This is a genomic window from Salinibacterium sp. SWN248, from assembly GCF_015864575.1.
In the GTDB taxonomy this organism is placed as follows: Bacteria; Actinomycetota; Actinomycetes; order Actinomycetales; family Microbacteriaceae; genus Rhodoglobus.
Window position 1 is genome coordinate 1149377 of the sequence record NZ_JADYWW010000001.1, and the last position, 21077, is coordinate 1170453.

Consider the following 21077-nt stretch of genomic DNA (forward strand, 5'->3'; position numbering starts at 1 on the left):
ATCCACTGATCACCCGCGATCGTCGTCGTGGGTGATGCCGCCGGGCACGCTCGACTCATGACGCCTTCCGAGCAGCCTCCCGACCAACCTTCCGGCGGTCGTGAGCCCATCGGGTGGAGTGTGCTGGTGCGCGAGGCACTGCGCGACGCTCTCGCACTCATCCTTCCCGTGGAGTGTGCCGGATGCCAACGCCCCGACCGAACGCTGTGCGACGAATGCGCGCGCAGTCTCGTCTCGCACACGAGCATCCACTCGACACCGCAGCACCTGCGCGTGTACGCCGCGCTGAGGTACGAGGGTCGTGTTCGGCGGGTTCTCCTCGCCTTCAAGAATCATCACCGCACCGACCTTGCGCGACCGCTCTCCGTTGCCCTTCTCTCGGCCCTCAGGCGCGCGCTCAGCGAGTCAACGGCGCCCGGGGGAGCATCGGGCCCTATCGAGATCATTGCGGTCCCCAGCAGCAAGACGGCGATGCGCACGCGGGGCTACCATCCCGTCGGGCTCGTGCTGAAAACCGCCGGCGTCCGCCACGCCCGGGCGCTTCGCGTCGCTCAAAAAACTCGAAGCCAGAAAATGCTGAGCGCCGAGGAGCGCGCCGTCAACGTGAAAGGGGCGTTCATTTCGGTGCGTTCGCTCGCCGGCAGCCTTGTAATCATTGTGGATGACGTGCTCACCACAGGAGCGACCCTCGACGAAGCCGCGAGAGCGATTTCAGCCGCGGGCGGAACAGTTATCGCGGCCGCAACCATGGGGTTCACTCCAAGAACGCTGGCGGTTCGTGACATTGCCAGCGGCGAGGGCTACGGTATGGAAAAGGGCGCGAAATAGAAGCTGCCTCACGGGGCAGCCGCGCATTATGGCTAGGAGGTCGCCGTGGAAATCACCGTCAACGGACGAAATGTAGGAGTCACGGATCGTTTCCGTGAGTACGCGATCGAAAAGTCTGAGAAGGTTTCTCACTTGGCCGAGAAGGCAATCGCCTTCGAAGTCAAGGTAACCCGACACCACGAAACCAAAGGTTCCAGTGGAGACGACCGCGTTGAGTTGACGTTGATTGGACCAGGTCCGCTTGTTCGAGCGGAAGCTGCTGGTTCAGATAAGTATGTTGCTTTCGATTTGGCTATGGCCAAGCTCGTCGAGCGAATCCGCCAGTCGAAGGATCGCAAAAAGATTCACCGCGGAAACCACCGCCCCACTTCGCTTCGTGAAGCGAGCGCTGGCGGTTTTGCGGTTGTTGATATCACCCCCGCAAGTCCCGACGTGATCGAAAAGGTCGCGACCGGAGCAATTCCTATTCAGGGAGAAGAGGCGGAACCAGGGGACGAGGACTACTCGCCCGTAGTTATTCGTCGCAAGGTGTTCCCGTCCAGCCACATGACGGTGGAGGAAGCTCTCGATCACATGGAATTGGTCGGCCACGACTTCTTCCTGTTCGTCGATAGCCAGACCGATCGTCCGAGTGTGGTCTACCGCCGCAAGGGCTGGGATTACGGCGTTATTGCTCTCGAAGAAGAGGCAGAAGACGCAGTTCCCAGCGGCCGCTCGCGCAAGCGCAAGGTCGCTAACGGCTAAGTACACCAAGTTTTTGGCTTGGAGTTGATACGATTACGAACCGGTAACGCGGCTGTGCGCTGATCGCACACACCGCGTTACCGTGACGTAAGCGTCTAAAAGACTGCGCTTCGTCGAGCAGTGCCAGCGTCGGACCCGTCCGACAAGAATGGGAGTATTCGGTGGCGAATGTTTTAGAACGCGCTCTTCGCGTAGGTGAGGGTCGACTTCTTCGACGCTTGAAAGGCTACGCGGCGGCCGTTAACCATCTCGAGGATGACTTCAACACCCTCACTGATGATGAGTTGAAGAACGAGACTGTAGAACTGCGCGAACGCTATGCCGGTGGAGAGTCGCTCGACGACTTGCTCCCCGAGGCTTTCGCTGCGGTCCGCGAAGCGGCAAAGCGAACTCTGGGCATGCGTCACTTCGACGTTCAGCTCATGGGTGGTGCAGCACTGCACTTGGGCAACATCGCTGAGATGAAGACCGGCGAGGGCAAGACCCTCGTGGCAACGCTCGCTGCCTACCTCAACGCCATCGCGGCGCAGGGTGTGCACGTCATCACGGTCAACGACTACTTGGCCAGCTACCAATCTGAACTTATGGGCCGCGTTTTCCGCGCCCTCGGCATGACAACTGGATGTATCGTCTCCGGTCAAGCGCCTCCTGAGCGTCGCGAACAGTACGCGGCTGACATCACGTATGGAACCAACAATGAGTTTGGCTTCGACTACCTGCGCGACAACATGGCGTGGCAGGCGAGCGACATGGTTCAGCGCGGACACTATTTCGCTGTCGTTGACGAGGTCGACTCGATCCTCATCGACGAGGCACGTACCCCGCTCATCATCTCGGGTCCTTCGTCGGGGGAGGCGAACCGGTGGTTCACCGAGTTTGCGAACCTCTCCAAGAAGCTCATTCCTGAAGTTGACTTTGAGGTCGACGAGAAGAAGCGCACCGTTGGTGTGCTCGAGCCCGGTATCGAAAAGGTCGAGGACTACCTCGGCATCGACAACCTGTACGAATCGGCGAACACTCCGCTGATTTCGTTCTTGAACAATTCGATCAAGGCTCGTGCGCTGTTCAAGAAAGACAAGGACTACGTCGTCATGAACGGCGAAGTGCTGATCGTTGATGAGCACACCGGCCGTATTCTTCAGGGCCGTCGGTACAACGAAGGCATTCACCAAGCGATTGAGGCCAAAGAGGGCGTTGCGGTTAAGGCCGAGAACCAGACTCTTGCGACCGTCACTCTGCAGAACTACTTCCGTTTGTACAACAAGCTGTCGGGCATGACCGGTACCGCCGAGACTGAGGCGGCAGAGTTCATGTCGACCTACAAGCTTGGCGTGGTCGCTATCCCCACTAACCGTCCGATGCAGCGCATCGACCAGTCCGACCTGATTTACAAGAACGAGCAGTCCAAGTTCGAGCAGGTTGTCGCTGATATCGCTAAGCGCCACGAGCAGGGTCAGCCGGTTCTGGTGGGTACGACAAGTGTTGAGAAGAGCGAACTGCTCTCGCGCATGCTCGCCAAGAAGGGCGTCAAGCACGAGGTGCTGAACGCTAAGAACCACGCTCGCGAAGCAGCAATCGTTGCTCAAGCGGGTCGTCTCGGCTCTGTCACCGTCGCCACAAACATGGCTGGTCGAGGCACCGACGTCATGCTCGGCGGAAACGCCGAGTTCTTGGCCGTCGCCGAGATGAATGCTCGTGGCCTTAACCCCTCGGAAACTCCTGACGAGTACGAAGCCGCCTGGGATGACGTCTTCGCTGAGGTCAAGTCGGGTGTCGAAAAGGAAGCTAAGAAGGTCATCGATGTTGGTGGGCTTTACGTGCTGGGCACCGAGCGCCACGAATCTCGTCGTATCGACAACCAGCTGCGCGGTCGTTCCGGTCGTCAGGGTGACCCGGGCGAGAGCCGTTTCTACCTGTCGTTGCAAGACGACCTCATGCGCTTGTTCAACAGTGGTGCCGCTGAGGCGCTCATGGGGCGTTCGTCGGTTCCCGACGATCTCGCTATTGAGTCCAAGGTCGTCAGCCGCGCCATCCGCAGTGCGCAGTCGCAGGTTGAATCTCGTAACGCGGAGATCCGCAAGAACGTTCTCAAGTACGACGATGTTCTCAACCGTCAGCGTGAAGCAATTTACAGCGACCGCCGTCACATCCTCGAGGGCGATGATCTGAAGGACCGCGTTCAGCGCTTCCTGAAAGACGTCGTGACTGAGGTTGTTGACGTTCACACTGCCGAGGGCCACTCCGAGGAGTGGGACTTCGATGCGTTGTGGGTCGAGCTCAAGACGATGTACCCGGTCGGTATCACTGTCGACGAGGTGCTCACCGAGGGCGGTGCGCGCGGCAAACTGACGAGCGCGTTCGTCGCCAAGGAAGTTCACTCGGATGCCGTTATCGCTTACGAGCGTCGCGAACAGCAGCTGGGCGAGACCGCCATGCGCGAGCTTGAGCGTCGAGTTGTCCTCAGCGTGATCGACCGCCGCTGGCGCGATCACCTCTACGAGATGGACTACCTGAAAGACGGTATTGGTCTGCGGGCTATGGCTCAGCGTGACCCGCTCGTCGAGTACCAGCGTGAAGGTTTCGCTCTCTTCCAGAGCATGATGGGTCAGATTCGCGAAGAAACCGTTGGCTTCCTCTTCAACCTTGATGTCGAAGTCAATGGCGGCGGCGAAGCAACTACGGTTCAGGCGCGTGGTTTGGATGCCCCGGCTGCACCGGCAACTCAACTCAGCTATTCGGCGCCAAGCGCTGATGCGTCGGGTGAGGTTGAGGTTCGCAACGATCGCGGCCAGGTTGAGCGCGCGGCAACGGCTCAGGCGCAGCAGTCGAAGGTTGCTCCTCAGCAGCAGGCGCAGCCCCAGGGCAACGATCGTGGCGCGTTCGGTCAGCGTCCCGAGGGCGCTGCCCCGGAGGCTCCGTTGAACCGTTCCCAGCGCCGAGCGCAGGAGAAGCGTAAGAAGTAGCGAGATCTCACGCCGGCGATTGAACGCCGGCTGCACACAACGAATGCCCCACTCGAGTTTCGAGTGGGGCATTCGTTGCGTGCGCTGTAGGGGTGTGAAACTACAGCACGTTGATGGCGGTCGCTCGCCAGCGCTTGTCGAGGCCTTCGAGGCGCACGGCGACAGCGCGGGTGCGGGCGCGACCGCGCACGATAACGACGGCTTCGATCGCGCCATCGCGGGGCTCGCACAGCCTGATTGACCCCATGCTGAAGCTGGGGCGAGTGACGGGCTGGCCTTTGGCTCGACGGGCGCGTGCGGAGAGCACGGTGCGCTTGAGCAAATGACGGTAGACGTCGTCGGTGACCCACCGAGCGATCTGTTCTAGGTCGCGTGCGCCGGCGAGTACTTCGATCACGCAGCGAGTGAGGTTCTCGACGAGGGGAGCGGGGTCAGGCAGCTCGGCGCTCGGAGTGGGCTGGTGGCCAAAGAACTCGTCGGGAACGAAGCGAGGCCGGATGACCTTCGAGGGAAGGGTTCCAGTGCGCTGGCGCGCCTGTCGGGGTATTTCCACACTCGGTAAGGAGGCGGGAAGGGGCTCGGTACTCATGATCTCCCGGGTAAAAGGTCAAGACGGCGATGTTTACCCCCATAAGGGGGTAGACCACACTTAAGCAGGAAGTAGACCAGTTGTCTATGACCAATCTTCAATTGTGGATAACAATTTGGAGCCGAGAGCCACCGTCAGTACCGTCAACGCATGCGCTGGGACAACCTCTTTGACGACCTCGAGAGCCAGCTCGAGCGCGAAATAACCGCCGATGACCTTGAGATCGATGCAGAAGAGGAACGGTTGCGGTTGGGCCGGCTCAGCATCCGCGACCGCATTGTGGCGCTACACACCCGCAGCAGTGCAGAGTCCCCGCTGACTCTTTCGGTGCTTTTGATCACCGGCACGCGCGTGATCCTTCGCCCCGTCATCATTGGTCGAGATTGGATGTCGGCTGACCTCGTCGACGACAGCGGCCGTCCTGGTCAGTGCATCGTTCCTTTCGCGGCGTTAGCCGGCATTTCGATGGGGGCGTCTCACATCACGCCGAGCCTCGCGACCACGCCTTCCAGCGGACATCCGAGTCTCTCGCAGCGGTTGAGCCTCAGCTATGTATTGCGCGATCTGTGTCGGCGACGACGGGCTGTTTCGCTTGTATTGGTTGCGGGGGAAGTGCACGGCACGATTGACCGCGTTGGCCGTGACCATGTGGATGTTGCGGTGCACGAGCGTGGGGCGGTGCGCCGCGAGACTGCGGTATCGGAGTACCGCTTGGTGCCGTTCACGAGCGTCGTACTCGTTCGGCCGTAACTTTCGTTAGCGCGTGCGCTGCTCGCCAAAGTTGACTTCGGTAACCGTGGCGATGTCGGACTGGTTCCACAGACTCATGCGACGAGTCTCTTCGTAGAGGGCTTCAATATATGACTCAAGAACGGAGTTCTCGATGCGCCATTGACCCTTGCTGCCCACTTTGATCGCGGGTAGTTCGCCGGAACGCACGAGTTCAAGAACCTCATGCGGAGAGACGCTGAGCACTTCGGCAGTGTCAGCCAGGGTGAGAAATCGCCCGAGGCCCTCTGCTGGGTTGATCGCGTTCATGCATCGATTATGCGGCCATGAAGCTGGGAATGGGGTTGATGTGGATAACTATCGCGCCACTTCCGGGCGGTAACGAACCATGGTGCCATGATCAAGACCCGACGTGGAGAGTGCGCGCTATGAGCCGTCGCTCCGGCAGAACTCAGTCCCAAGCGCGTGCGCGAGCGTTCGCTCTCGACCCGCGGTTAGCGATCGGTGTCGTGCTCGTCGTCGCCTCCGTGGCTGGTGTCGTTGCGATCGTTGCGGCGGCTGACGATTCCACTGAGGTTTACGCCGCAGCGTCGTCGTTGACGCCGGGTGATCGAGTCATGAGCTCCGATCTGGTGATCCGCAGCGTCAAGCTCAACGAAGCGACCAACCACTACATCGCTCGGGGAGAGTTGCCAGCTGAAGGCTTTATTGCGACCAGGCCAATTGAGGCAGGGGAGCTGGTGCCCACATCCTCGCTTGGCAGTCATGATGGGCTCTCGCTGACCTCGGTTGTGGTGTTCCCTCAGGGAGGCTTAGCCACCTCGGTGACCACGGGAGCGGCGGTCGACGTCTGGGCCAGCGCTGAGGCAGAAGAGGGCGGCTATGGTGCCCCAGGCGTCATTATCGCGGGAGCCGTCGTCGTGCGCTTGGTCGAGGATGATTCGCTCGTGTCGTCGGCTCAGGGGAGTGCAATTGAGTTGCTGGTGCCGCGCTCGCGTGTAGCCCGCTTGCTTGAGGCGATGGCCAACGGCGATGTTCTGTCGGTCATCCCGGCGAACTTGCCCGCGGAGGGCTGAGATGACCGCGTTCGCTCTCGCAATGCCCGTAAATCTTGAGGATCAGTTCGCGTTCGAGGTAGGGCATCACGGTCACGAGATTGTGCTGCGCGCGGTGAGTGCGCCCGAGCTCGCCTCACGAGTGGCCGGCGCCCACGCTGATATCGCGCTTGTCGCGGCAGAAGCGCGGTACCTCACCGATCGACTTATTGCGTCCTGCGATCAGAGCGGGGTGCGCCTCGTCGCGATCGCCAGTAGTGAGCGTGAACAGCGCTACGCGAGCGACCTCGGGCTCTACGACATCGTGGATGCTGCCGAGGGGTGGGCGGGGCTCGATGCTCTGCTCTCTCAGTCCCCATGGGGTTCAGAGCCTCCGCCACGCGAGCGCAGCGCGCTCGGGCAAGTGATCGCAGTGTGGGGCCCCGGCGGGGCTCCCGGCCGAACATCCATTGCTATTTCCGTTGCAGCCGAACTGGCAGCGCTCGGGTACAGCGTGGCGCTCGCCGATGTGGACACTCACGGGGCATCGGTGGCGCCGGCGCTCGGCATGCTCGATGAAGCCCCGGGCTTTGCGGCAGCTTGTCGGTTGGCAGGCACCGAGACTCTCACCACCGAAGAGCTGGGGCGTATCGGGCAGCGGTATGAGTCGCCGCTCGGGGCTTTTTGGGTACTCACGGGCATCGGGCGACCGAGCCGTTGGCCCGAGCTCTCCTCGGAGCGGGTGGGAACCACGATCGCTCAGTGCCGCCAATGGGTTGATTACACCGTGCTCGATACGAGTTCCAGTTTGGAGAATGACGAAGAAATTACCAGCGACCTTTTCGCCCCGCGTCGCAATGCAGCGGCGGTCACGGCGGTGCGTGCGGCAGATCACGTCATTGCGGTCGGCTCAGCAGATCCCGTGGGCCTGTCGCGGTTTTTGCGCGCCCATGTCGATCTTCTTGAGACCGTGACTACCCGCAGCGTGAGCGTCGTCATGAACAAGATTCGCGTGAGCGCCAGTGGCATGAACCCGCACGGCCAAGTCACCCAAACCCTCTCGCGATTCGGAGGTATCGAGCATCCAATACTGGTTCCTCACGACCTCTCGGGCTTCGATGGGGCCGTGCTCAGTGGCAAGACTCTGGTGGATGCGGCACCGCGATCGCCAGCGCGTGCCGCGATCCGTGACCTCGTGACATCGAGACTCGTGCCCGAGGAGACAGAGTCAGTTCCCCCACGGTCATTGTTCAGCAGGATGGTGGCGCGCAGGTAACCTGTAGGGGTGTCGACTCTCAGTGATCTAGTCCAAGAGCAGGGCCATTCGAGCGAAGCAGATATCGAATGGCTGCACATGCTTGTCGGCGACTGGCAGCTTCTTGCCGATCTTGCGTTCGCGGATATCGTGCTCTGGGTTCCCAGTGACGATGACCAGTTCGTCGCTGTTGCCCACGCTCGCCCCAGCAGTTCAGCCACGCTGTTCTATCGCGACTTCGTTGGTCAGAAGATCAAACCGGAGTGGCATGCGCAGGTAACCGAGGCCTTCGAGACCGCTCGCATCGTCGATACCGCGGCCCCCGCGTGGTACGAAGAGACCCCAACCCGTGTGCGCGCAGTTCCCGTGATGCGTCGGCTCACGGCCACGGGCAACGAGACAACGGCAACGCCGATTGCCGTCATCACGCGGCACACCAATTTGGGCGACGCTCGCACTCCCTCACGTCAAGAGCTCACCTTCAACGGATGTGCGAACGACCTTTTTGCGATGATTGCGGCAGGTGACTTTCCCGATATGGGCGCTCCGGCGGCACCGCGTCGAGGCGCTCCCCGCGCATCCGATGGTCTAATCCGTTTGGATGTCGACGGTCTCGTGACATTTGCAAGCCCCAATGCGCTCTCAGCATTCAACCGCATCGGTTTCTCTGGGGAGCTTGAGGCGGAATCGCTCGCCGAAGTAACGACCACTTTGATCGCAGGCCAGCCCGAAGTGGATGAGTCGCTTCCGCTGGTCGTGACCGGTCGAGCTCCGTGGCGTACCGACATCGAAGCGCGAGGAGTGACGGTGTCGTTGCGGACGATCCCGATTCGCGACCGCGGTGAACGCGTTGGCGCCATCGTGTTGTGCCGCGATGTGACAGAGGTTCGCCACCAAGAGCGTGAACTCATCACGAAGGATGCGACGATCCGGGAGATTCACCACCGGGTGAAGAACAACCTGCAGACGGTCGCATCACTGCTGCGCATTCAGGCGCGTCGAACCCACAGCGAAGTTGCGCGCGAAGCGCTTGGCCAAGCTATGCGCCGGGTAGCAGCAATCGCCGTGGTGCACGACACCCTGTCGGAGGGGCTCAACCAGAACGTTGACTTCGACGTCGTGTTCCACCGGGTATTGAAGCTCATCGCCGAAGTCGCATCGAGCCACAACACGACAGTGCACCCGACATCCGTGGGAAGTTTTGGAGCTCTCCCGAGCGAGTACGCGACACCGTTGGCGCTCGCGCTTACCGAGCTCGTCACCAATGCCGTCGAACACGGTCTAGCCGGTCGGGCTGATGGAACGGTCGAAATTGATGCTCGTCGCACGGCAGACAAGCTCACCGTGCAGGTGCGCGACAACGGTGTGGGGCTGGCCGAAGGGCGAGTCGGCGAAGGTCTCGGTACCCAGATTGTGCGCACGCTCATCCAGGGAGAGCTCAGCGGAACCATCGACTGGCATACCGTCGTAGGCAGCGGCACCGAAGTGACGATTGACATCCCGCTGACCTGGCTGACGCGCGTCAAGTAGGTCAAGGGGCTGCCCGACTAAGGCAGCACCCTGCTGAGCATGGCAGTGGTCTACTCAGGGCGCGACGAATAGCGCAGATTCTAATCTGCAGAGTTGGTCGCGTCGGTAGGCCTCACGGCCTGCGGCGACGAGTGCTGCTTAGGAAGCGCGGCGTGCGCGTGCGGCGCGACGCTTGAGAGCGCGACGCTCGTCTTCGCTGAGTCCGCCCCAGACGCCTGAGTCTTGGTTGGTCTCGAGTGCGTACTGGAGGCACATTTCAGTTACTGAGCAGCGACCGCAGACGGCTTTTGCTTTTTCAATCTGATCAACGGCCGGACCAGTGTTTCCGACCGGGAAGAATAGCTCCGGGTCAGCAGTGAGGCATGCAGCGTTATCGCGCCAGTCCATGTGTAGCTCCTTACAGTGTGTTGCGATGCTCGAGCGCACAAAAAAATTACGCCCTGATCGGCGTCGAGCTTGAGAAATTATGTGGGTCTCGCTCGCAACACTGGGAGCCAGAAATCAACCTCAACTAGAATCGCATATCGTCAAAGGCAAAGCAATGGTCTTTCAGCGATTTAACGGGGAGCGAATGGTAGACGAACTTGTCCCAGAAGAGAAAACGTCACGTCATCATCCGTATTTGATAGCGCTGGCCGTAGTCATCTTCCTTGAGAGCGCCGTATTGTTTGCCGCTCTGGCGTACTTGATCTTCGAGCTGGGAGCAGAAACTCCGCAGTCGTATCCGAGTGCAATTGCGCTGACTGTTCTGACCGCAATCGCGGCAGTGTGGGTAGCGATAATTGGTATCAATGCCCTGCGGCAACAGCCCTGGATCCGCGGCGCCGCCGTCGTCTGGCAGGTGCTACAGATCTCGGTGGCGATCGGCAGTTTCCAAGGGGTGTTTGCGCGGCAAGATATCGGATGGTTGCTGCTGACTCCGGCAATCGTGGTGTTGGTACTGCTCTTCACGAAACCGGTGCTTGCGGCAACCACCCGCCACGAGGGTTAGCCGAGCCCGAGCTTCTTGCGCAACGACGCAACGTGACCGGTCGCCTTCACGGCGTAGAGGGGGAGTGTGATAGCTCCCTGCTCATCGAGCACAAAAGTGGATCGGATGACGCCAACAACCTGCTTGCCGTACAGGTTCTTTTCGCCCCAGGCTCCATACGCTTCGTGCACTGCGTGGTCGGGGTCGCTGAGGAGGGGAAAAGTGAGTGCTTCCTGCTCGCGAAACTTCGTGAGCTTCTCGGGAGTATCGCGAGAAACGCCCAGCACGACATAGCCCTCCGACTGCAGCGAGCCGAGCTGATCACGGAAGTCACAGGCTTGCTTCGTGCATCCGGGAGTCATGGCCGCAGGATAAAAATAAAGAATCACTTTCTTGCCAGAAAAGTCGCTCAAAGACACCGAATTTCCGTCCTGATCAGGCAGTGTGAAGCTCGGTGCGGGGGTGCCGGCGGCAAGTCGTGAGGATTCAGTGGTCATTGTGCTCCTTAGTCGCTTTAACTCATGGTAACGTTGTTCCTCGGTTGCCCTGAGAGGGAAAACCAAGCCACGCACCTCTAGCTCAATTGGCAGAGCAACTGACTCTTAATCAGTGGGTTCCCGGTTCAAGTCCGGGGGGGTGCACAGCAAGAGAAGCCCCGTGATCCTTACGATCATGGGGTTTTTCGTTTAAGACTCGCGTGCGCTCCCGCACACTTATTGCTCGCCGATTTCTGTCTGCAGTGCGCGGCTGCCAAACCCACTCGACATCGCCCGCAGCATGCTCGCTCAGAGCCCACAGGCGATCGCGTGCAGCGCTATTGCTGGCCGTTCGCGGGAGAGGAGCGGCGCGGTCATTTTCGCCGCTATGGACGGCATTCAGCGGTTCGGATCTCGTGGCGGCACGCACGTGGGCGGCGGCGAGCGATTCGGGGGGCCGGAGATTCTCGAGGCTAAGAAGGGATTGGCTCACCCTGCGAAGTGGTATCGCACAATTTTGGCCAACAAACACGTCTACTGTCCACCGAATGGGGGGCGTGCTAACTTGTTGGGCACACCAGACCGGCCCGCTCCGGTCACCCCCGATGGTGACGAAGAAGGTGATACCCGAATCACTCCCCAGCGGCGCAGTTCACCCCCGTGAATGCGCTCGCACTCCCTGTCGTGAGCCAATGGCGGCTCCGATTCTGCAGTTGCGTGCGGATGCGCCGAAACGCATTCCCCCTGCAGAAAGCTGCCACACATGTTCATCAAGAAACTGCTGGCGACAGTTGCCAGCATCACCCTCATGACTGGTGCACTTCTCGGTGTATCCCCACCCGCATTTGCTGACGATGCAGTACCCGCCCACGACCCACCGGTGACCGAAACCATCACCGACACCCCTGCGGCCGCCCAAGAATCTCCGGCCCCCGCATCCTCTCCCGAACCCGCCGTGGCCGCCCAACCTCAGCCTGTGGTGGCGGTTGTACCAGAAACGCCTGCTCCCGAGCCCTCGGCCGCGGCCCCTGTCGAGAACCCTGCTGCCGCGGAACCAGCGGCAGCAGCGGCTCGTTCCTCTCAGCCCGAACAGCAGTCCCGGCCGCAGAACAACGCAAAGGTCTGGGTGTGCAAGTTTGTGTCGAGCGACAATTCTCCATCTGGCTACCAACTCAAGTCAGGAAAGCAGCCGATTCATGTGAGCGTTAACGCCCTCGGTGATGACGTCAATGACACGGGTAGTTTCAACGATCGCCAGCCTTCGTTCGTTGTCGCAAGCGACGATGCGAGTCTCTGCTCGCGCACAGAGGTAGTCGTTGACGAGGAGGTCACGTGCCCGACGTACCAGTACGGCGGAATCGTGAACGTCACGACCTCAACGAAGTTCTTCTATGGCAGCGCTCAGGTGGACTTCACTCAAACGCAGTCCACACGCCCGCTCACCGAGGGCGAATTGCGCGCCTGCGACCCTCCGGCCACTGAGGTGTACGTGTGCCAGTTCGTGCCGAGCGAGAGTCATCCAAGCGGTTGGGTCGTGCAGGAAGGGACACAACCTGTACTCCTAGCGGAGGGCGATCTCGGGCCGGACGTCAACGATACGGGCGACTTTGACCCGCAGGCTCCCTCGTTCATAGTGGCCAGCGACGATAGTTCGTTGTGTGCATCGGTGACGGTCGAGCGTTCAACGGAAGTTAGATGCCCCAGCGTGAGCTCCGATGGATCTGCGACGATCACGACCGTGAGCTCGTTCTTCTATGGCTCGGTCAAGGTCAACGAAAGCAGAGTTGAAGATACCCGCGAGCTGACGGCAGAAGAGCGTTATAGCTGCCCCGAAGTTGGTGGTTCGATGGTGGCAACTGCCGCGGTGAGTTTCGAAGAAGCAACGTGTAACGCACCACAACGCCTCATTCTGGGCCCCGTAGTTAACGCTACGTGGGGCGAGATCACTGACCCTGAGGGACCGGCTGATTACAGTGTTACGGCAACAGCGATAGACGGTGCCGACTTTCCGGCGGCTGGCCCCCAAGTTCGGGCAGTTGGTGGCTCAACGACGGTGACCTTTAGCGGCGTGCTCGATCCTCAGCTCGATCCGTTCAGCCCTGAGTGTGACCTCGTGACGCTGGGCCTCGTGATGCCGGCAGTGACGTTCTCGCAAGCAAGTTGTGACGTCGGGGGCAGCTACACGCTCGGTGTGGCCGCAGGGTATGACCCCGCATTGGTGACGTTCACGGTGAACGGTGTCTCTGGCATCGTGGCTGGAACGTACCCGGTAGCAGCATCCGCTTCGGTCCTCGTGACTGTCCAGGTCGTCGAGCCGAACGGTTTTGAATTCGACTGGAGTGACCCCCCTGCTTTCGAGTTCCAGACCCCGAGCAGTGACGACTGCGTGGCTTCCGAAGTTGTTACCGCACAGCTACCCACCCTTGCCTACACCGGCGGAAGCGGTAGTGCTGGCGCCTGGTGGCTGTTGCCTCTGAGCATGATTGTGCTCGGTGGCGTCGCCATCGTCGTCAGACGCCGTATGGCTGCTGAGCTCCATTAATCAGCGCAGTCCTGCCCCGGCGCGAATTCGCGTCGGGGTTAGGGCAACCACGGTGTCGGATCGACGCGGGTGTCGAACACGTAGACCTCGAAGTGGAGGTGGGGGAACGTCGAGTAGCCGGTGTTTCCGACTGATCCCAGAATGGTGCCCGCTGCTACCCACTGGCCGGCAGTGACGACCTGCGAACCTTCGATCATGTGAGCGTAGAGAGTCTTGATTCCGTTGCCGTGATCGATGATGACATGTCGACCCCAGCCGCCACCGTCGGTGACGCTTTCCACGGTGCCGGGGGATGCGGCGATGATGTCGGATCCTTCGGGCGCCATGATGTCGATGCCGCCATGGAATTCGTTGCCATCCCGGTAGCCGAAGCCGTCGTTGACATCACCGTTGGCGGGGAAAAGTTCGAGGGTGCCGGTAAGACCGGCGGCCGTGACGACGACTTGCTGCTGCACTTGTTCGACGTCGTAGCTGTCGCGCACGACAGGGGCAGAAAGCCCGGTTGCGGGCGAGGCGGAGGTTTGCACGTCGTCAACGGTTGTTTTGCTCGTCGCGGAGGCGGGCGGGGCGGCGAGAGTTGCGGCGTCCGCAAGGAATACGTCTGTGTCGTGCGTCGGGAAGATTGCCGCGGGAACTGTGCCGCCGACGAGGATCGCCCCTACGGCGAGCATGGTAATTGTTCGTTTCAACAGCGTTCCTTAGTTGGGTTCAGCAAGGTGTGGCTGCGTCGGGGAAGGCACAATCTGATTGAGCCTGCCGCTCTCGTTGGTGAGACGTGAGTTAGAGCGAGACAGAGGCTCGATTGGTGCGAACTGCAGCACACTCGCCGAAAGCGCTTCGATGCGGTTAGACAGGCGAGTAAGTCAGCAAAAATACGGGACGAACCTGAGAACGACACTCAGGGAGCAACAATTCATTGCGATCGCCCTATATCCTTTGGGTACAAACGTTCTATTTCTTCGATGGGGAGGAGCCGCATGGGCACCAGTTCGCGACCGATTATTGGTCTCACGTCGTACCTTGAGCAGGCCCAAACCGGTGTCTGGGATCTCCCCGCATCCTTCCTTCCGAAGATCTACTTCGAAGCGGTGACGGATGCCGGTGGCATCGCAGTTCTGCTCCCTCCTCAGCCTGTCGACGACGACATCGCCGCATCCATCGTGCAGGGGCTTGATGGTTTGATCCTCACCGGCGGCAAAGACGTCGACCCGGCGCGCTATGGCCAGGAACCGCATCCGACAACGGACGTTCCCCGCAAGGACCGCGACGCCTTTGAAGTCGCGCTCGTACGCGCCGCTATTAAACAGAACGTGCCATTTCTCGGAATCTGCCGCGGGGCGCAAATTCTGAATGTTGCGCTGGGCGGCACGATCATCCAGCATCTGCCCGACGTTATCGGCTCGACGCGCTACAGCGCAGGTGGGGGAGTGTTCTTGGTCAACGATGTGGCTGTTGAACCTGACACAACTCTCGCGGCTCTACTGGGTGGCGATGATTCGGTAGCGGTGAAGTCGTACCATCACCAAGCGATCGACACCCTCGCTGACGGCCTCGTCGTCACCGGGCGTGGTGACGACGGCGTGATTCAGGCAGTCGAATTGCCGAGCGTTGACTTTTGTGTCGCTGTGCAGTGGCATCCAGAAGAGGATGCCAAGGAAGACGCCCGCTTGTTCCGTGGCGTTGTCGAGGCGGCAGTGCGGCATCGCGGCAAGCGTTCACAGGCTTAGCGCTAGACCGCCGGGCTGATGCTCGGCGCCTCTGCCGACGCTCAGACGTCGCTGCGACGTCGTTAGTTTTCGAGCTCGTAGGAGTCGCTGGCTTCTTTGGCGATCGTTCCGACGGCGATGGCGACGGTGATTCCCCAGCTGATCCACATAAGGATGAGGCGCCAGTCGCGCGGGCCCTGCTTGGTGGTTTGGTAGATGCTCCAGCCGCCGGCGACTGCACTGAGGAGACTGCCGTTGAACAGGTACTTGCGCATGTTTTCCTCCGCGGGTTGGTGTTCTCCCACGCTAGCGCGTGAATCTGATGGAGGCTACTCGGCAGCCTGTGCAGCACAGAAGATCGCCCTGGCGCTGAATTTTCACTGAGAAACCACCCCCGATGTGACTCCTGACCGATCGGTCAGTTAGGCTCTTCGGGTGTCCAGTCAAGAACAGCTTCAACGCATCGCGCTCGCCGAGTTCTCTATTGCCGGCTATACCGGCACGTCGATCAATCGTATCGCCGAGCTCGCCGGCCTCTCCAAGTCGAGCGTTCTCTACCACTTCACCTCGAAAGAGGCGCTCCTCGACGCGGCCGTCTCGCCCGCCATCGACCGACTCGAATCTCTCGTCTCTGACCTTGAAAAGAACGGGATGGAGCCAGAAAAAAGGCAAGCCTTTCTTGCCCAATTCGTCGATTTTCTCTTCGACTGTCGCCAAGAAGTGCACATGTTCATAAACCAGGGACCATCGCTCGTGGGAGTTCCGGTGCTCGATCGTGCGAACGACATTGTGCGTCGGCTCGCCCAAGTCTTCGCCGCGACCGCGTCGAACCCGCACGACGCCATGCGCTTTGGAATCGCGCTCGGTGGCTCTGCGTACATGCTCTGCACGTCAGCGAACCTCTCACTGCCCATCGAATCTGACGACGACACCCGCCAAGCCCTCATCGCGATCATGAGTGATTTACTCGCTCCCGTTCGCAACAACTAACTCACTGGCGCCGAGCCTCACCACTCGGCACCCCTAGACCTCACTCGCGCAGTCCACAAGAACCGGAGCACCCGTGGCCACTCTTCTCTACCGACTCGGTCGATTCTCATATCGGCATCCGTGGCGTGTGCTCGTCGTGTGGTTTCTTCTCGTAGTGGGCACCCTGGGCGGTGGAATCGCCCTCGGCGGGCAAACTGAAGAGTCGTTCGAGATTCCGGGAACTGAGTCGCAAGTTGCGCTCGACCGGCTGGAAGCAGTCTTCCCTTCGGTGGCCGGGGCATCCGCCACCGCCGTGGTTGTCGCCGAAGACGGATCGCGCATCGAGAGTTCCGAAGCCGTCATCGAACGCATTACAGCCGCCATCGATCGCATCGACGGCATCGATTCGGCCGTGAGCCCTTTCGATGAGTACGCCGGAAAAGCGATCTCAGACGACCACAGCATGGCGATCATCCGGGTGCAATTTGACGGGCCAGTCACCGACGTCACCGAAGCAACAGTTGAGGCGCTCGTGGATACCGCCGACATCGGTGAAGATTCCGGGCTGCGCGTCGAATATGGCGGGCTCGTGTTTCAAGACACCTCCTTCGGCATCACCGTTACTGAAGTGGTCGGTGTCGTGTTCGCGGCTCTCGTGCTCGTGATTACCTTCGGGTCGTTGCTCGCGGCGGGGATGCCGCTGCTGAGCGCCCTGATCGGCGTTGGCATCGTGATGGGCCTCATCACGACTCTCTCCGCGTTCACGACGGTGTCGAGTTCTGCACCCCTGCTTGCCCTCATGATTGGGCTCGCCGTCGGAATCGACTACGCCCTCTTCATCGTGTCGCGCCATCGAGCCCAACTGGCGCACGGAGAAGAACCAGAGGAATCGGCCGCGATGGCCGTGGGCACCGCCGGAAGCGCGGTCGTATTCGCCGGCGTCACCGTGATTATTGCCCTGCTTGGCCTTCTCGTGGTCGGCATCCCCTTCTTGAGCGTCATGGGTATCGGTGCGGCGGTCGCCGTGTTCATCGCTATGGGCGTTGCCACAACGTTGCTGCCCGCGCTGCTGGGCTTTGCGGGGCCGCGGATGATCCCCAAGAGTGGATCGCGAGCGCAGCGTCGATTCACGGCATCCGCCGACGAAAGCAAGAGCATGGGCGCCCGTTGGGTGCGTGGCGTCACGAAATACCCATGGTTGGCGGCGATTGCCGTCGTGGCCATATTGGGTACCCTTGCGATTCCCGCCGCCAGCCTGCAGCTGAGCCTGCCAGACGGCGGATCGGAGCCGACCGGCTCGACTCAGCGCGAAGCCTTCGACCTTGTCACCGAAGGCTTCGGCCCCGGCTATAACGGGCCGCTCGTTGTTGCCCTCGACATCACTCAGACCATCGATATTCAGGACGACCTCGAATCGATCGCAGCGGACCTCGAGAAGCTCGACGATGTCGACTTCGTATCGCAAGGTTTTCCCGATGAGGGGCTCGACACCGCGATCATCCAAGTGACGCCATCAAGCGCGCCGGACTCCGCGGAGACCAAAGCGTTGGTGCAGACCATTCGGGATCTTGCTCCGGAGCTTGAACGTAAGTACGACATCCAGAGCTTCGTGACGGGAACCACCGCAATCGGTATCGACATCTCGAACCGACTGAGTAATGCGCTGGTCCCGTTTGGGCTCATTGTGGTCGGACTCTCGGTTGTACTTCTCATGATGGTCTTCCGCTCCGTGTTGGTGCCGCTCAAGGCCGCCGCCGGATTCTTGCTCTCTGTCGTGGCCTCGTTCGGTGTCGTCGTCGCGGTGTTCCAGTGGGGCTGGTTCGCCGACGTGATCGGTGTTGAGAATCCCGGCCCCATCCTGAGCTTCATGCCCATCCTGCTCATGGCGGTCCTGTTTGGGCTCGCGATGGACTACGAAGTGTTCCTCGTGTCGGGAATGCGCGAGGAGTACGTGAAAACTCGCGACGCGATGGGCTCAGTTCGTCACGGTTTTGCGAGCAGTGCCCGCGTGGTCACCGCCGCCGCGCTCATCATGTTCTTCGTCTTCTTCGCCTTCGTGCCGGAAGGCAGCGGAACCATCAAGCCCATCGCCCTCGGGCTCGCTGTGGGAATCGCCTTCGATGCTTTCCTCGTGCGCATGACCCTTGTGCCCGCCCTGATGGCGCTGTTCGGCAACGCCGCGTGGTGGCTGCCCACCTGGCTCAACAAGCTCCTTCCCGACGTGGATATCGAAGGGGAGCAGCTGCGTGAGCACCGCCACGAGCTCGAATGGGCATCCACTCAAACTGAACTCGCTATGAGCGCCGAGTACCTCGTCGCCGGTGACGACCGCCAGCGGCTTGGCCCTATCTCGCTTGCTGTGCCGCGCGGTTCTCTCGTCATCGCGTCAGGAGACCGCCACGACCGGCGCATCATGGGTGCAACCCTTTCTGGCATCCTGCCGCCCCTCTCCGGAATGGTACAGGTTGCCGGTTATCCGCTTCCCTCTCATGCCGACCACGTGAATAAGAGGGTTGCGCTCGCCGAGGTGGCAGGAACGCCCTATAGCGAAGACGCCGCCTCTCTGGGGGCAACTCTGCGCGAGCGTATCGAAATGACACAACGCTGGCAGGATACCCCTCGCACTGCGGCGAAAGTGCGCGACTGGATCGCGCGTGTAAACGACGTTCTTGGTGACGTCACCGCTCGTCGCACCGTTCGGGTCACTGCTGACACCAACGTCAACGCCCTACCGCAACTCGAGCGATCAGTAGCGCTCGCGGCAGTGGGGCTCTCCGAGGGCACCGAGATTGTGTTCTTCGACCGCTTCGATCAATTTGCGGAAGCAGAAGATGAAGCGGCGTTCTTGACCGCGGTAACGCGCCTTGCTGACGCGAGCACCACCCTCCTCTTCGGAACCGGCAGACCCGTTACCCTCGCCAGCTCGATTGACCGCGGAGAACGCAACGTGATCGTCGTTGACCTTTATCTGCTCGCACCGGAAGGACTACTTCGATGAGCGCCTCACAGACTCCAACAATGCCCCGCCAGCGGTGGTTGACCGTCATCGGTTTCGCCGCCGTCGCGCTGCTGCCGCTCGCCTTCACAGGGCTGTTCGTGGCCGCGGCGGGAGACGGAGACAACGCGATCGACAACATCCCGGTCGCTCTCGTGAACAATGACGAACTGCAAACAACGACGACCACCGATGGCGACGAACAGATTGTCTTTGCCGGTCGCCAACTGGTCACCGAGCTCACCGGTGCCGACGGTTTCGAGTGGACAATTACGAACTCTGACGACGCAAAGGATGCTCTTGCCCGTGGAGACGTCTACGCGATCCTCACCGTGCCCACCGAGTTCTCTGAATCGATCCTGTCGCTGTCTACTGAGGACCCCACTCAGGCACAGATCTCGATCCACACCGATGACTCCCACAGTTATCTCACCGGATCTGTGGCCCAAGTCGTTGGCCAATCCATGACAGATACCTTCGGTCGCGCGATTACATCGCAATACATCGATGGGATTTATGCCAGCGTTGGCGAGCTCGGGGGAGCACTGGCCGAGGCTGCTGACGGCGCAACCGAACTTTCGGATGGTGCCAGCGACTTCTCACGCGGCCTCGGCAGCTATACGGCAGGGGTCGACTCGCTCTCGTCGGGTCTTGCAGACCTCAACTATGGGGCGGGCAATCTCTCGGGTCTGACCACAGGCGTTAGCGACTACACCTCGGGTGTCTCGCAGCTCGCCTCCACGCTCGCGGCGATCAACCCCGCTATTCAGGCGCAACTCACCGACCCACAACTCAAGGGCACGCTTCAAGCCGTTGTCGACGGGCTCAACGAGGCGGCCGCAGGCGGGGGAACCCTGAGAACCCAGACTGCGGATGCCGTTGGCGGCATTCAGTACGGAATCTCTCAGAGCGCGGCGGGGGCTTCCGATCTCTCCGACGGATCTGGCGCACTCACCGAGGGAGCCGAAGGCCTAGCTTTGGGTGCCGGCGAGCTCGCAACCGGGTTGAGCGAGGGTGCAGCTCTCGTTCCGAGCGCCGATGAGACTACTGACACGACGACCAATGCTGATATCGCTGCCGAGCCGATCACGCTCTCTGTCACGACCGACAACGAGGTAACCGAACCGGCCCAGGCAATCGCGACCTTCTTCATCCCCTTGGGTTTGTGGTTGGGAGCGCTTGCGGTGTTCTTAGTGTTGAGCCTGCCCTCGTATCGCTCGCTGTCGTCGACGGCCCGCGACGGCCGAATCGTTGCTTCAACCCTGATTCGGGCATCCATCGTGACGGTTATTCAGGCGGTGCTGCTCGTGTTGCTTCTGCACGTGGTGGTGGGAGTCGATTGGGCTTTGGCGCCGGCAACGGCTGGCTTCGCGCTTCTGATGGCGTTGTCGTTCGCTGCTTTCCACTACTTCTTGATCGCCGCGCTCGGCAAGGGAGGGCTCGTGATCTCTCTGTTCCTGCTGGCGATTCAATTGGTATCGACGGGTGGGGTGTATCCGATTGAGGCCCTTGCCGCGCCGTTCCAGGCGGTGAGCCCGTTCCTGCCGCTGACTTATGCGGTTGAGGGAATGTACTCGATTCTTTCGGGGGGAAGCGCGCAATCTGCGGTAGCGGCGGCGTTCGCGCTACTCGCTTTGGGAGTGGTCAGCGTTGCGCTGTCAGTGCTCTCGGTGAAGCGGATACGAAAATCGACCGCGACAGGAGCGATCCTGTCGGCGGCCGATTCTCGAGCGCTCTAGCGGGAGAG

19 protein-coding genes and 1 tRNA gene are annotated in these 21077 nt (G+C 60.8%); 14 read left to right on the plus strand and 6 right to left on the minus strand.

Annotation, left to right across the window (positions count from 1 at the left end):
- The first annotated feature begins 57 nt into the window (after positions 1-57).
- The 3 genes from I6E73_RS05430 to secA all read left to right on the plus strand — a co-directional run bounded on the left by I6E73_RS05430 (position 58) and on the right by secA (position 4535).
- Positions 58-828: a ComF family protein gene (locus I6E73_RS05430; RefSeq protein WP_197123690.1), complete on the plus strand. Its 771-nt coding sequence runs from the start codon at positions 58-60 to the stop codon at positions 826-828.
- A 45-nt stretch (positions 829-873) separates the two neighbouring features.
- Positions 874-1572, plus strand: a complete 699-nt coding sequence (hpf, locus tag I6E73_RS05435; RefSeq protein WP_197106166.1) for a ribosome hibernation-promoting factor, HPF/YfiA family — start codon at positions 874-876, stop codon at positions 1570-1572.
- Between the two features lie 161 nt (positions 1573-1733).
- Positions 1734-4535 carry a preprotein translocase subunit SecA gene (gene secA, locus I6E73_RS05440; RefSeq protein WP_197106165.1) on the plus strand — a complete coding sequence of 934 codons (2802 nt, stop codon included), beginning with the start codon at positions 1734-1736 and terminating at the stop codon, positions 4533-4535.
- Positions 4536-4635: 100 nt separating this feature from the next.
- Here secA and I6E73_RS05445 read toward each other — a convergent pair whose 3' ends face one another.
- Positions 4636-5124, minus strand: coding sequence for an Rv3235 family protein (locus I6E73_RS05445; RefSeq protein WP_197109623.1), 489 nt, complete (start codon positions 5122-5124; stop codon positions 4636-4638).
- 150 nt (positions 5125-5274) lie between these two features.
- Between I6E73_RS05445 and I6E73_RS05450 the strand changes: the two genes are divergently transcribed.
- A complete protein-coding gene (locus I6E73_RS05450; protein WP_197123692.1) occupies positions 5275-5874 on the plus strand; it encodes a hypothetical protein in 600 nt (199 codons plus the stop codon).
- Between the two features lie 6 nt (positions 5875-5880).
- Here I6E73_RS05450 and I6E73_RS05455 read toward each other — a convergent pair whose 3' ends face one another.
- Entirely contained in the window at positions 5881-6162 is a 282-nt protein-coding gene (locus tag I6E73_RS05455) for a helix-turn-helix domain-containing protein (RefSeq protein ID WP_100388489.1), read from the minus strand.
- Positions 6163-6281: 119 nt separating this feature from the next.
- On the opposite strand from I6E73_RS05455, the gene I6E73_RS05460 reads away from it, so the two are divergent.
- Genes I6E73_RS05460 through I6E73_RS05470 form a run of 3 tightly spaced genes read left to right on the plus strand, consistent with a single transcriptional unit; the run spans position 6282 to position 9672 of the window.
- On the plus strand, positions 6282-6929 hold the full coding sequence (locus I6E73_RS05460; RefSeq protein ID WP_231600566.1) for an SAF domain-containing protein: 648 nt from the start codon (positions 6282-6284) through the stop codon (positions 6927-6929).
- 1 nt (position 6930) lies between these two features.
- Positions 6931-8163, plus strand: a complete 1233-nt coding sequence (locus tag I6E73_RS05465) for a regulator (protein WP_197123694.1) — start codon at positions 6931-6933, stop codon at positions 8161-8163.
- 9 nt (positions 8164-8172) lie between these two features.
- Complete coding sequence (locus I6E73_RS05470; protein WP_197123696.1) at positions 8173-9672, plus strand: sensor histidine kinase; 1500 nt, start codon at positions 8173-8175, stop codon at positions 9670-9672.
- Between the two features lie 138 nt (positions 9673-9810).
- Here I6E73_RS05470 and I6E73_RS05475 read toward each other — a convergent pair whose 3' ends face one another.
- Positions 9811-10059 carry a WhiB family transcriptional regulator gene (locus tag I6E73_RS05475; protein ID WP_009772809.1) on the minus strand — a complete coding sequence of 83 codons (249 nt, stop codon included), beginning with the start codon at positions 10057-10059 and terminating at the stop codon, positions 9811-9813.
- A 184-nt stretch (positions 10060-10243) separates the two neighbouring features.
- On the opposite strand from I6E73_RS05475, the gene I6E73_RS05480 reads away from it, so the two are divergent.
- Positions 10244-10663 (plus strand): hypothetical protein, encoded by a 420-nt coding sequence (locus I6E73_RS05480; protein ID WP_197109626.1) that lies wholly within the window; start codon positions 10244-10246, stop codon positions 10661-10663.
- Here the strand turns inward: I6E73_RS05480 and bcp are convergent.
- Positions 10660-11139: a thioredoxin-dependent thiol peroxidase gene (gene bcp, locus I6E73_RS05485; protein ID WP_197123699.1), complete on the minus strand. Its 480-nt coding sequence runs from the start codon at positions 11137-11139 to the stop codon at positions 10660-10662. The genes I6E73_RS05480 and bcp overlap by 4 nt on opposite strands.
- A 71-nt stretch (positions 11140-11210) precedes the next feature.
- Between bcp and I6E73_RS05490 the strand changes: the two genes are divergently transcribed.
- Together I6E73_RS05490 and I6E73_RS05495 are read left to right on the plus strand one after the other, a co-directional pair.
- Positions 11211-11283 (plus strand) — tRNA-Lys (locus tag I6E73_RS05490).
- A 598-nt stretch (positions 11284-11881) separates the two neighbouring features.
- Positions 11882-13660 carry a hypothetical protein gene (locus tag I6E73_RS05495; protein WP_197123701.1) on the plus strand — a complete coding sequence of 593 codons (1779 nt, stop codon included), beginning with the start codon at positions 11882-11884 and terminating at the stop codon, positions 13658-13660.
- A 38-nt stretch (positions 13661-13698) separates the two neighbouring features.
- Here I6E73_RS05495 and I6E73_RS05500 read toward each other — a convergent pair whose 3' ends face one another.
- A complete protein-coding gene (locus tag I6E73_RS05500) occupies positions 13699-14349 on the minus strand; it encodes a M23 family metallopeptidase (protein ID WP_231600568.1) in 651 nt (216 codons plus the stop codon).
- Positions 14350-14637: 288 nt separating this feature from the next.
- Here I6E73_RS05500 and I6E73_RS05505 point away from each other — a divergent pair, with 288 nt between their 5' ends.
- A complete protein-coding gene (locus tag I6E73_RS05505) occupies positions 14638-15387 on the plus strand; it encodes a gamma-glutamyl-gamma-aminobutyrate hydrolase family protein (RefSeq protein WP_197123703.1) in 750 nt (249 codons plus the stop codon).
- A gap of 62 nt (positions 15388-15449) precedes the next feature.
- On the opposite strand, the gene I6E73_RS05510 is transcribed toward I6E73_RS05505, so the two are convergent.
- Entirely contained in the window at positions 15450-15641 is a 192-nt protein-coding gene (locus I6E73_RS05510; protein ID WP_197106156.1) for a hypothetical protein, read from the minus strand.
- A 160-nt stretch (positions 15642-15801) separates the two neighbouring features.
- Here I6E73_RS05510 and I6E73_RS05515 point away from each other — a divergent pair, with 160 nt between their 5' ends.
- From I6E73_RS05515 to I6E73_RS05525, 3 genes are all read left to right on the plus strand, one after another.
- Positions 15802-16356: a TetR/AcrR family transcriptional regulator gene (locus I6E73_RS05515; protein WP_197123705.1), complete on the plus strand. Its 555-nt coding sequence runs from the start codon at positions 15802-15804 to the stop codon at positions 16354-16356.
- 73 nt (positions 16357-16429) lie between these two features.
- Positions 16430-19333, plus strand: a complete 2904-nt coding sequence (locus I6E73_RS05520) for an MMPL family transporter (protein WP_197123707.1) — start codon at positions 16430-16432, stop codon at positions 19331-19333.
- Positions 19330-21069, plus strand: coding sequence for a YhgE/Pip family protein (locus I6E73_RS05525; RefSeq protein ID WP_197123709.1), 1740 nt, complete (start codon positions 19330-19332; stop codon positions 21067-21069). Before I6E73_RS05520 ends, I6E73_RS05525 begins: the two co-directional genes overlap by 4 nt.
- Positions 21070-21077: the final 8 nt, after the last annotated feature.

What these genes read in the sequence shown, in the direction of transcription:
- I6E73_RS05430 (WP_197123690.1), top strand. Translation starts at nt 58, where the DNA reads ATGACGCCTTCCGAGCAGCCTCCCGACCAACCTTCCGGCGGTCGTGAG.
- I6E73_RS05445 (WP_197109623.1), bottom strand. Translation starts at nt 5,124, where the DNA reads ATGAGTACCGAGCCCCTTCCCGCCTCCTTACCGAGTGTGGAAATACCC.
- I6E73_RS05450 (WP_197123692.1), top strand. Translation starts at nt 5,275, where the DNA reads ATGCGCTGGGACAACCTCTTTGACGACCTCGAGAGCCAGCTCGAGCGC.
- I6E73_RS05455 (WP_100388489.1), bottom strand. Translation starts at nt 6,162, where the DNA reads ATGAACGCGATCAACCCAGCAGAGGGCCTCGGGCGATTTCTCACCCTG.
- I6E73_RS05460 (WP_231600566.1), top strand. Translation starts at nt 6,282, where the DNA reads ATGAGCCGTCGCTCCGGCAGAACTCAGTCCCAAGCGCGTGCGCGAGCG.
- I6E73_RS05465 (WP_197123694.1), top strand. Translation starts at nt 6,931, where the DNA reads ATGACCGCGTTCGCTCTCGCAATGCCCGTAAATCTTGAGGATCAGTTC.
- I6E73_RS05475 (WP_009772809.1), bottom strand. Translation starts at nt 10,059, where the DNA reads ATGGACTGGCGCGATAACGCTGCATGCCTCACTGCTGACCCGGAGCTA.
- I6E73_RS05480 (WP_197109626.1), top strand. Translation starts at nt 10,244, where the DNA reads ATGGTAGACGAACTTGTCCCAGAAGAGAAAACGTCACGTCATCATCCG.
- bcp (WP_197123699.1), bottom strand. Translation starts at nt 11,139, where the DNA reads ATGACCACTGAATCCTCACGACTTGCCGCCGGCACCCCCGCACCGAGC.
- I6E73_RS05495 (WP_197123701.1), top strand. Translation starts at nt 11,882, where the DNA reads ATGTTCATCAAGAAACTGCTGGCGACAGTTGCCAGCATCACCCTCATG.
- I6E73_RS05505 (WP_197123703.1), top strand. Translation starts at nt 14,638, where the DNA reads ATGGGCACCAGTTCGCGACCGATTATTGGTCTCACGTCGTACCTTGAG.
- I6E73_RS05510 (WP_197106156.1), bottom strand. Translation starts at nt 15,641, where the DNA reads ATGCGCAAGTACCTGTTCAACGGCAGTCTCCTCAGTGCAGTCGCCGGC.
- I6E73_RS05525 (WP_197123709.1), top strand. Translation starts at nt 19,330, where the DNA reads ATGAGCGCCTCACAGACTCCAACAATGCCCCGCCAGCGGTGGTTGACC.